Origin of the sequence: Peteryoungia aggregata LMG 23059 (genome assembly GCF_030814435.1) — a bacterium.
Lineage (GTDB): Bacteria > Pseudomonadota > Alphaproteobacteria > Rhizobiales > Rhizobiaceae > Allorhizobium > Allorhizobium aggregatum.
This window is the reverse complement of the sequence record NZ_JAUSUW010000020.1, coordinates 46,888-57,026: the sequence shown is the minus strand read 5'-3', so window position 1 is coordinate 57,026 and position 10,139 is coordinate 46,888. Positions and strand designations below refer to the sequence as shown.

5 protein-coding genes are annotated in these 10,139 nt (G+C 63.5%); all 5 read right to left on the bottom strand.

From position 1 onward, the window contains the following. Window positions 1-136: 136 nt before the first annotated feature. The 5 genes from J2045_RS22190 to J2045_RS22170 all read right to left on the bottom strand — a co-directional run bounded on the left by J2045_RS22190 (window position 137) and on the right by J2045_RS22170 (window position 10,124). A complete protein-coding gene (locus J2045_RS22190) occupies window positions 137-1,240 on the bottom strand; it encodes a DUF475 domain-containing protein (protein ID WP_307377333.1) in 1,104 nt (367 codons plus the stop codon). A gap of 389 nt (window positions 1,241-1,629) precedes the next feature. After that, window positions 1,630-2,046 carry an OsmC family protein gene (locus J2045_RS22185; protein WP_307377330.1) on the bottom strand — a complete coding sequence of 139 codons (417 nt, stop codon included), beginning with the start codon at window positions 2,044-2,046 and terminating at the stop codon, window positions 1,630-1,632. A gap of 61 nt (window positions 2,047-2,107) precedes the next feature. Continuing rightward, window positions 2,108-2,509: a hypothetical protein gene (locus tag J2045_RS22180; RefSeq protein WP_307377328.1), complete on the bottom strand. Its 402-nt coding sequence runs from the start codon at window positions 2,507-2,509 to the stop codon at window positions 2,108-2,110. An 83-nt stretch (window positions 2,510-2,592) separates the two neighbouring features. After that, window positions 2,593-4,680, bottom strand: a complete 2,088-nt coding sequence (gene pbpC, locus J2045_RS22175; RefSeq protein ID WP_307377325.1) for a penicillin-binding protein 1C — start codon at window positions 4,678-4,680, stop codon at window positions 2,593-2,595. Further along, the gene (locus J2045_RS22170) at window positions 4,680-10,124 is read right to left on the bottom strand and encodes an alpha-2-macroglobulin family protein (RefSeq protein WP_307377321.1); all 5,445 of its coding nucleotides are present in this window, start codon (window positions 10,122-10,124) and stop codon (window positions 4,680-4,682) included. Before J2045_RS22170 ends, pbpC begins: the two co-directional genes overlap by 1 nt. Window positions 10,125-10,139: the final 15 nt, after the last annotated feature.

Genomic DNA, 10,139 nt, shown 5'->3' with positions numbered 1-10,139 from the left:
CTCAAGAGCCGTCTGTTCGGGAGCAGGTTTCTTCAACATGTCCCAGTGAATCATAAACCCCTGGATGTGACCAGGGGTTTGTCAGCAGTCTGAGGCCGGCGAGAACGCCGGCCTTCGTGTTTTCAGACTGCGTCGATCAGATGTTCTCGGCCACGGTTTCGCGGGCGAGACGTTCCTCTTCCTCCCGCTCTTCGCGGTTGTACTTGATGGACGACCAGAGCGAGATGCCGATCAGGGCTGCGCCACCGAGGCCCGTGATGACTTCCGGGATGTGGAACAGTGTCTGCACATACATGATCACCGAGAGGATCAGGATGGCGTAGAAGGCGCCGTGTTCCAGATAGCGGTACTCCGCCAGCGTGCCCTTTTCGACCAGCATGATGGTCATCGAGCGGACATACATGGCGCCGATGCCAAGGCCGATCGCGATGATGAACAGGTTCTGCGTCAGCGCGAAGGCGCCGATGACGCCGTCGAAGGAGAAGCTGGCGTCGAGCACTTCGAGGTAGATGAAGGCGCCTAGGCCGCCCTTTGCCGCTTCGCTCATGGTCTTCTGCGAGGCATCCAGCAGTCCACCCAGCACTTCGACGGCCAGGAAGGTCACAAGCCCGTAGATGGCGGAATAAACGAATGTCGTTGATTCCTCGCCTTCGAGCAGGTTGGAAAACAGCAGGATCAGGAGCAGGACCAGCGCGATCTCGATGCCCTTGATGGAGGCCGAGCGTGCCATGTGCTTCTCAAGCCACTCGATCCAATGCACGTCCTTCTCATGGTTGAAGAAGTAGGTGAGGCCGACCATCATCAGGAAGGTGCCGCCGAAAGCCGCGATCGGAAGATGCGCGTCGTTCATGATGCGGGCATATTCGGCCGGCTCGCGCGCTGCCAGGATGATCGCTTCAATCGGGCCGATCTTCGCGGCGATGACCACGATGAGCAGCGGGAAGACGATGCGCATGCCGAAAACGGCGATGATGATGCCCCAGGTAAGGAAGCGCTGCTGCCAGACAGGGGTCATGTCCTTCAGCTTGTTGGCGTTGACGATCGCGTTGTCGAAGGACAGCGAGATTTCAAGGACCGCCAGAACCGCGCAGATGAAGAAGACGGTCGCCATGCCGGCGATCGTGCCGGACGACTGCCAGCCGAGAACGCCGCCCAGGATGAGGCCGATCGCCGTGACGATGAAGGCCCAGCGGAAATAGCCGAGGGTGGAGCTTCCACCGGTTGCTGCTGCCGTGCTCACGAGTAGACCTCCTGGCTGGAGGACAGAGAAATTGTAGAGATGCGAAGCGCCCTGCACGCCTTCGCATGAAGCATGATCCAGTTGTTCATTTTTCTAGAATCCGCCGGCTCAAATTGCTGGCGGTACCGACATCACGAGAGCGCCGTAAACTCTCGCCAGAGGGGCCCGGCACCAGGTTCGGACGCGGTGATGCTGAAATCACGGCGCCTCACGTTCTTGTTAACGAACAATGCTCAAACGTCAAGAATTAAGGCAGGCGAGGCGCGATACTTGATCGTATTGCGCAAAGACGATGCATCCGGAAAATGGCGCGGTCTTGATCGTGTGCTGCGGCAAACGAAGGCCGTGGAGATGACTCGCGACGCTTTGAGGTTGCGGCTTCTCTCCTGCTAGGCGTTGCCGATCACCAATGTCGGACGCACGGCAAGACTGTTGCTGACGGTGCAGATTTCCTCTGCGCGGTGGGCGATCGCCTGTTGCTGCTCCAGATCGAGCGCGCCCTGAAAGTCGAATTCGACCGTGAAGCCGATAAAGCGGGATGGCGCGTCGGCTGCCTTTTCACCGCTGACCGCTACTCCGACGCCTTCGAAGCTATGCGCAAGGCCAAGTTCGCGCGCGGCAATGCGTGCACTCATGCTCATGCAGGCGGCGAGCGAGGCGAGCAGCAGGTCGAGCGGATTGAAGCCGGGCTGAGTGGACCCCGTGACAATTTCCAGTTCGCCGCCGGTCACTGAGCGAATGGCCGGATAGCCGGTTTTCCCGAGAGTGGCGGTCGCGCCGATCGGTCGGTCCTTCAAGTCTGCCATCAGGGTCCCCAATTTCCAACCTGGACAGAATAGGGACCCGTCGCAGAAGCGGCAAGCAATGTCAGATGCTGCTGCCGATACGGGCCGTGCCCGTGTCGCCGTTGTCGCGGATCCACTTGAGGCGCTTGTCACCGGTGCGGATCAGTTCGAAGCACATCGGAGCGCCCTTGTACCAGCTGGTAAACTGCTGGCAGAGGCGGTCGCCATTGATCCACCACTTGCCCTTGTCGTTCGGCTTGGCGAAACGGCCGAGGCCGAGCGCTTCACCGGATCCGTCGACCTGGCCATCAAGGCGGTAATTGAGCGGGAATTCACCGCCGAAGGGCACGGCGAGATAAATGCGTTTGCCGATGATTTCGCCCTTGATGTCATTGGCTGTGAAGCGCTCGTTCGCCATTGCGGCCGACGTGGTGAAGACGAGCGTCAGGAGCGTGATCAATCCGGCGCGAAAGCTGCTGGTCATAATGAAGATCTCCCGTTGAAATGGGTTAACGGGATGTTTTACGGCATCCATGTTGCGCCGGATCACGTGCAATTGCATGATGGTCAATTCCGGATAAAGACATTCACGGATGCGGCGCGGCCTTCCGCATCGACGACGGTCAGCGTCGATTGCCCGGAACCCTCCGGATGCCACTCGCCGGTTCGTCTTCGCGTGCTGTCGCTCATCGGCTTTCCGTCGACCAGCCAGCGGAACGGCGCGCGACCGGCCTGCAGCTTCATGACGACCGGCAAGGCTTCTCCGTTCGGCCCCTTGCCGAGTTCCAGCACCGAGCCCTCCAGCGGATAGACGATCTGTGGCGGGCGCTCGCGGGCCGAGACGGAGATGAGGCCGTTCGGATCAACGGAGAAGCGGCGCAGGGATTGCGGCAGGTCGGAGGCGGCGATGCGGTTGGCGCCTGTGGGGGCTCGGGGCAGGGCCGTTCCAGCGAGGCCGGACTTGGCGAAGGCCTCGAAGAGGATCGGGGCTGCCGTCTGATAGCCCGAGATGCCGGGGACTGCGGCATTGTCCGGGCGGCCGATCCAGACGCCGAGCACATAACGACCGTCATAGCCGACCGACCAGGCGTCGCGGTAACCGTAGCTCGTGCCGGTCTTGTAGGCGATGCCGGCGGGCGGGCTGCCGGTTGGCGGCAGAACGTCGCCGAGCACGTCTGCCACCGTCCAGGCGGCTGTGGGTTCGAAGAGGGGCTGTTCGTCAACAAGTTCGGCCAAGTCGCGGATGCCGTCGCCGAGCCGGACCGGCTGTTCGCGGTTTGCGAGGCCTGCATAGAGTTGCACGAGATCCTTCAGCGTGATGCCGGCACCGCCGAGCGCTATGGCGAGGCCCGGCGCTTCGTTCGGTGGCAGTTTGAGCGTTACCCCGGCTCGGCGCAGGCGCACCATCAGACGCGAGGGGCCGACGGCATCGAGCAGGCGGACGGCTGGCACGTTGAGCGACAGCTGCAGCGCCTGGCGGATGCTGACATCCCCCTGATACTGCATGTCGAAGTTCTTCGGGCGGTAGCCGAAGAAGTCGGCCGGGCGATCCTCTACGATGGTCTCCTGGGCGACGAGACCCTGCTCGAAGGCAAGGCCATAGATGAAGGGTTTCAGCGCCGAGCCCGGCGAGCGTTCTGCCCGCGTCATGTCGATCCAGCCGGAGCGGGATGCATCGAAGTAATTGGCTGCCCCGACCTCGGCGACGATTTCTCCGGTGGTGGCATCGGCCATCAGCAAAGCGAGCGAGACCTTGGGATCAAGCTTGCGGCCCGCTTCGAGCGCTACCTTTTCCAGGATCTCCTGTACCGGTCGCAGGATGGTGGTTTGGTGAATGCTGGCCTCGGGTGCCTTGCGCCGAGCGGCTTCGGCGAGATGGGGTGCCAGCGCCGGCAATTGACGCCGAACGGTCGGGAGCGAGGCGTTGAGCGCCAACTCGACTTCTGTCTTGTCGACGACCTCTGCCTCGCGGGCGCGTTCGAGAACCCGCTTGCGGGCTTCGAACGCATTGTCGCGGTAGCGGTCCGGGCGGCGCTTTTCGGGTAGCTGGGGCAGGGCGACCAACAGCGCGGCCTCCGCTGTCGACAGGCGTTTGGGTTCCTTGCCAAACCAGGCGAGACTTGCCGCGCGCACGCCTTCGAGGTTGCCGCCATAAGGAGCGTGGGTGAGATAGAGGTTGAGGATTTCCGTCTTCGAAAGACGTCGCTCGATCTGGATGGCACGGGCGATCTGGATGAGCTTCGCCGTCAGCGAGCGTTCCCGACGGGGCTCAATCAGGCGGGCGACCTGCATCGAGAGCGTCGAGGCGCCAGATACGATCCGGCCGTTGGCGGCGAGTTGCCATGCGGCTCTCCCAAGGGCCAGAAGATCGACGCCGGAATGGCGCTCGTATCGGCGATCCTCATAGGCGACGAGCATGCGCAGCAGGGCAGGGTCGACATCATCGACCCTCGTTTCAAGCCGCCAGAGGCCCTCACGGGTGGCGAAGGCTCTGAGAAGCTGGCCATCCCGATCAAGGATTTCGGTGGAGACTTCCCGCGCGGCCTCCAGCGGGGGAGGGTAGTTCCTGTCTGCCCAGTCGAGCGCAAGAAGCGAGGTGGTGGCTGCGATGGCGACCGCCCCGATGCTGATCCCGATGCGCCTCGCCCGACCCATCAGGGTGCAGTCGAGACCGTCATCGCACCGGCTGCCGTGCGCGCCGACAGCTGCGGGCGATACATGTCTTCGACGCTTGCCGCGGGCAGGTCATAGGTGCCCGGCGTGACGGCGCGGACGACATAAGCCAGAGTGATTGTGCCGTTCTCGCCTTCGCCGCGATTGACGGCGGCGACGAAACGGTCGCTGCGGAATTCGAGATGCGCCGTTTCGGTCTGGCCAATCCACTCGAAATTGGCGAGGGCCGCGCTGTCGACCAAGCTCGGATTGTCGATCTCGAAGCCGGCCGGAAGCAGATCGGTCACCAGCAGCTGCGCCGGCCACTCGTCTTCCTCGGTCACTTCCAGCACCACAACATAACGTTCGTTCTGGATCGCTTCGGTGACGCTCGCCTCCTCGCCATCAAGACCGTAATAGGTCTTGGTGATCTCAAAGCCTTCGCCACCGGCTGCCGGCGGTTCGACCGGGGCAGCGACCGTCGTGATCGCCGCACTGACCGGATCAAGCCCGGTATTGGTCAGCGTCATCGGCGCCTGCAGCAGGGCGTCGCCCGGGATGGTGGCTGCATAGGCGCCAGTCTTTTCGGCACCGTTGACATCGAGCTTCAGACCGTTGTCGTCCTGCTGGAGCGCGCGGGCGGCGAGCAGCATCCAGGTCTGTTCCTGGGTGCTGAGCGTTTGCTTTGCCTTCCATTCGTCGGCCACGACCTTTGCCAGGATCGGGACGACAGGCGGAACCGGTCGGCTTTCGGCGGCAAGGGCCAGAACGCCAGCTGCATCACGCAATGCCGAGCCATAGTCGGAGCGTGAGAAGCTGACCGGCGTCAGGCGGGCCTGTTCGCTCATGCCGGCTGCATCGAGGAAGACACCGTTGGCCCGTTCGCTGTCACCATAGAGGGACAGTGCCGCTGCCAGATGCGCCTTGGACAGGGGTGTGGGGAAATCACCCAGCATCGTATCCGCGTAGTAGCGCAGATCGCTGAGCGAGGCCTTGCGGCTGCGGGCAAGCACATAGAGCGCATAGGCGATCTCGTTGCCGCGCGTGCGGATGTCGTTGTCGTAGGCGATGCGGTTCTGCAGGTTCTGCAGCGCCTGGACGAGTGCTTCCTCCGGCACGTCGAACTTCTGCTCGCGAGCGCGGGTCAGGAAGTCGGTGACATAGGCGTCGAGCCAGAGGCTTTCGGAACCGGGTGCCCAGAGGCCGAAGGAGCCGCTCGACGACTGGTAGGCCAGCACGCGCAGGATGCCATCCTGGACGCGCTTGTTGATCGCCTCGTCTTCCGGCAGGCCTGAGAGCTTGGCCAGTTCATCGAAATAGAGAAGCGGCAGCGCGCGGCTGGTCGTCTGTTCGGCGCAGCCATAGGGATAGCGATCGAGCGCCATCAGCAGACCCGGAATGTCGAGGCCGTCTGCGCGGGCGACATTCAGGCTGACCGAGGCTCCCTGCAGCAGGCTGTCGGCGAGCAGGTCGCCATCGACGGTCAGGCTCTTGCCCGGTGCAAGCGCAATGACCTGCCGCTCGGTGATCGGCAGCGTGGCCGGGCGTACCGGAAGATCGAGAGACTGGCTGACGGCGATGCCGTCTGCGCCAGACAGGGCAATGTCGATGGCTCCGTCGCCGGGGGTGTTGGCGGTCAGCGGCAGCGTGACGGTGGTGGTCTCACCGGCGGTCAGCGCAACTTCCTGGCTTTCGGCCCCGCCGACACTGACCGGACCGTTGCTGGTGACAGCGAGCGTGTAGGTGCCAGAAGGCGCGTCTGTGGCCGCGATATCGAGGCGCAGGCTGCTCTGGTCTTCAGGTGCCAAGAACTTCGGCAGGCTTGCCGTCACGACGACCGGGTCGCGGATGATCACATCAGTCTCGCCATGGCCAACACCGGTCTTCGACCAGGCCCAGGCCATGATACGCGCCGTGCCGTTGAACTGGGGGATGTCGAAGGAGACGGTTGCCTTGCCGTCTGCATCGAGCTTCACGGGGCCGGAGAAGAAGGCGACCAGCTTTTCGCGCGGCGGGTTGCCCTGAAGGGCGACCTGTCCGCCGTCACCACCGGTGCGCAGGCGTCCGGTTGCACCCAGCGAGCCATCGATCAGGCGGCCATAGAGATCACGCAGCTCAAGGCCGAGGCGGCGCTGGCCGAAGTAATAGCTTTCCGGATCGGGTGTCTCATAGCGGGTGAGATTGAGGATGCCGACGTCGACGGCGGCGACCATCACATAGGCTTCTTCGCCGATGCCGCCGCCGGTGACTTCCACCGGGATTTCGAGCGGCTGGCGGGGCAAGGTCTTTTCCGGCGGCGAAAGCTTGATTGCCAGCTTGTCGGCACCCGGATCGACGGCGAGCCAGGCAATGCCGATCGCACGCGCCGGCATACGGGTTTCCTCGGCGTCACCCGGACGGAAGAGCGTTGCCGTCACATAGGCCCCGGCACCGAAATCGGCTGTCACGGGGATCTCGATCTCCGCGCCTGTGGCCGGGACTTCGGCGACCTGGGTCGAGATTAGCGCATCGGTGCCGGAGGTCACGATGACCTGGCCTGCAAAGCGCGGCGAGATCTTCAGCTTTGCCGTGTCGCCGACCTGGTAGGAGGGCTTGTCGAGGCCGATTTCGAGAGCATCGGGCGTCTCGGTGGAGCTTGCGGTGACGAACCAGCCGGCGTCGAAATCGACGCTGGTGATCGCGCCGCCCTGTTCGACCTCCAGACGGTAGCTGCCCCAGGTGACGGGGACCGAAAGCGCTGTGCCATCGGCTGCGATGTCTGTGGTGCCATCGGCCACGAGCTTGGTCGTGGTGATCGGCTCGTAGCGCCAGGACGAGCCGTCGCGGTACCACTGGTAGTTCCGCTCCAGCTTGATCAGCTTCCACCGTGCAGCCGGCAGTGCCTGACGCTGACCATCCGGGCCAAGGGCGATCAGGTTGAAGGCGGCATTGGTGTTTTCGGCGAGGTCACCCTCGAATTCCGGTTTGATGCCGATGACAGGACCATCAGGCGTGACCGGAAGGCTCAGCTTGCGCTCTACGGCGCGGCCACCGCCTTCGCGCAGGCGCAGGACCACATCGGCATTCAGGAGCCGGGTGGTGGATGGCAGGTCGGTGAGGGAGACGTCTATGGTGGCGAGACCGTCGTCATCCAGCGCGTCAAGGCCTTCGAGAGGGACACGCATGTCCTCGATGCCTTCTTCGTCCGAAAGGCCGAAGCTGTAGCGGTCGAAGTCCGGATGGCTTGTTGTCGGGCGGATCACGACTTCGCCTTCGAGCGTGAGGCCGGCTGCCGGCGCGCCGTAGAGGTAGCGGCCATCGGCAGAGACGGTGACGGGCGCCTCAGGCGAGATGGCCTTGGCTTCGCTGGACAGTTTGAGATCCAGACGATCGGGCACGAAGTCGTCGACGAGGAAGGTCGACTGGGCGATGGCCGGCTTCTTGGGATCGGTATGGATTGCCACCGTCCAGGTGCCGCGCATGGCATTGGCGAGGATGGGCAGATCGACGGCATAGCCACCAAGCGTCTCGCTTGATACCGCCATGCGGCGGAACTCGACCCCGTCGGGCCGCGAGAAGAGGAAAGTCAGTGGCAGGCCAGAAATGGCATCGGCATTGGTGTCGCGGGCCAGCGCTGCGGCGTGCACGGTTTCGCCGGGGCGGTAGATGCCGCGTTCGGTCCAGGCCAGAATATCGACCGGGCCCGGTGCCGGGCGACCGGTGACACCACGATCCGAGAGGTCAAAGCCGGCGCGGGTCATGTCGAGGAAGACGTTGTCGTCGGCACCGCTGCGGGCCGCGATGACGGCTGGCGCCAGGGCCGCACCGCCGCGGACGAGACCGGCATCAAAGCGGGCGCGGCCGTCTGCGTCAGTCGTGGCGGTTGCCAGGATCTCATTGTTCTTGGCGATCAGCTGCAGTTCGATATTGGCGAGCGGGCTTGCCGATGCGAGCGAGCGGGCGAAGACGTGCAGGCCGTCAGTGCCGGCAAAGGTCGAAAGGCCGATGTCGGACACCACAAACCATTGCGTTGCGCGGCTGTCCCAGTTCTCGATAACAGATGTCGGCGAGACGGCGGTCATCACATAGATGCCCGGCTTGCGGGTGGGCAGCGCTTCCTGCAGCGGAATGCTGGTGACGACTTCCTTGTTTTGCTCGTTGGCGATCTCGACCGAGCCCTGCCAGACGAGTTCGCCCAGTTCATCCTTCACACGGCCGGCGGTGTAGCCGTCCATCTGGGTCAGGAACTGCGAGGATGCCAACAGCGGAGCGATGTTGCGGTCGCCGATCCGGTAGAGCTCGAGATTGGCGCTCTCGCTGTTGATCGAAACCAGCGGAATGCCCTGACGGGCAGAGGAGGGCAGAACGAAGCTGTCGCCGGTGAAGCGCACGGTGGAGCTGCGGTCGCGGACGTAAAGCTCAAGCTCGACCGGGGCTTCCAGATTTTCGTCCACGGATGAGGGCAGGCCGGCGCGGAGCGCGAGGCGATAGCGCCCGCCATGTTCCAGGCCTTCGACGCAGATCTGGTTGTTCTTGGCTTCGAGCGCCTTCGGCGTCTTGCCGTCGAGGGTGACGAAGGACGAATAGTCGACGCCGCGTTTGACCAGCGGTTCGGAGAATTCGACGCAGGCACGCGGCGAAGCGCTGTCGGAATCAACAGTGTTGTTGACGACGCGGAAGCCCTGGCGGGAGCGCAGGTCTTCGAAGGCGGCGCGCACTTCGGCGTTCGACGCAAGTTCGAGGCTTGCCTTGTAAGCGCTGAGCGCCGAGCGCCAAGTCTCGCTGTTTTCGAGTGACTTGGCGAGCGTGGCCAGGGCGTCGGCGCGGGTCGCGGCACCACGGGTCAGGAGATAGCCGTTGATGGAGGCCATCGCTCCTTCGTTGGCCATTCCGTAGTTCCCGGTGACGGTGTTGGCCATACGGGCCAGTTCGAGCCACAAGGCCTGATCATCGGGATCGACCGAGAGGGCGCCTTTCATCGAGGCGATGGCGTAGTCGATATTGCCGCCGGTGAAGGCTGCGCGCCCGGTTTCGATGAGGGCGTCGCGTCCGAGCCCCTCCTGTTCCGGCGTGACTGCGAGATTGTCGCGCTGGTTGCGAGCTTCGGTCTTCAGGTAGTCAGAAACGAAGGGAAGCGCTGGAGGAGCGCCGATGTCTTCTTCTGCCGTTTGCACAACGACGCGGCCCGCGATTGCTCCCGGGAAACTGTTCAGCTGATCATAATCGGATTTGAGAAAGCACCAGTTGACCTTCGGATTGTAAGTGAAGGCCCGGCAGGAGGCGTCGCCGATGCAGCTTGCCTCGCATTCGTCGATGGAGACATTCTTTTCCGTCCTGAGATCGAAGCCGAAATAGTCGGCATCAACGATGCGCTCGATGGTGCGGATGTCTTGCGCGGAAGCTGGGAGGGATGTCGGGACAAGAGCCAGCGCGAGTGCGAGAAATCCCGAAAAACGGTGTGTGAACATGGTCCCCTCCGAGCC

Excerpts from the sequence above, each read along its gene's own strand:
- J2045_RS22185 (WP_307377330.1), bottom strand. The coding sequence starts at position 2,046 with ATGGCAGACTTGAAGGACCGACCGATCGGCGCGACCGCCACTCTCGGG.
- pbpC (WP_307377325.1), bottom strand. The coding sequence starts at position 4,680 with ATGGGTCGGGCGAGGCGCATCGGGATCAGCATCGGGGCGGTCGCCATC.
- J2045_RS22170 (WP_307377321.1), bottom strand. The coding sequence starts at position 10,124 with ATGTTCACACACCGTTTTTCGGGATTTCTCGCACTCGCGCTGGCTCTT.
- J2045_RS22180 (WP_307377328.1), bottom strand. The coding sequence starts at position 2,509 with ATGACCAGCAGCTTTCGCGCCGGATTGATCACGCTCCTGACGCTCGTC.